Raw genomic sequence first — 249 nt, 5'->3', positions numbered from 1 at the left:
CGAACCCCCGCGGGCTGTTACACCCCTGTCGGTTTTCAAGACCGATCCCTTCAGCCGGACTTGGGTATTCCTCCGTAATAAAAATGGTACTTGGTGGACCTTGTAGGACTCGAACCTACGACCGGACGGTTATGAGCCGTCTGCTCTAACCAACTGAGCTAAAGGTCCCTTTTGGTAGCGGCGGAGGGGATCGAACCCCCGACCTCACGGGTATGAACCGTACGCTCTAGCCAGCTGAGCTACACCGCC

2 tRNA genes are annotated in these 249 nt (G+C 57.0%); both read right to left on the bottom strand.

Annotated features, from left to right (window positions below):
* Window positions 1-91: 91 nt before the first annotated feature.
* A tRNA-Ile gene (locus Q1B03_RS22060) sits at window positions 92-168 on the bottom strand.
* 4 nt (window positions 169-172) lie between these two features.
* Window positions 173-249, bottom strand: a tRNA-Met gene (locus tag Q1B03_RS22055).

The sequence above is a fragment of the uncultured Rossellomorea sp. genome, assembly GCF_947488365.1.
GTDB lineage: Bacteria > Bacillota > Bacilli > Bacillales > Bacillaceae_B > Rossellomorea.
Note: the sequence above shows the minus strand (reverse complement) of the source record. Positions and strands in the feature narration are given on the sequence as shown.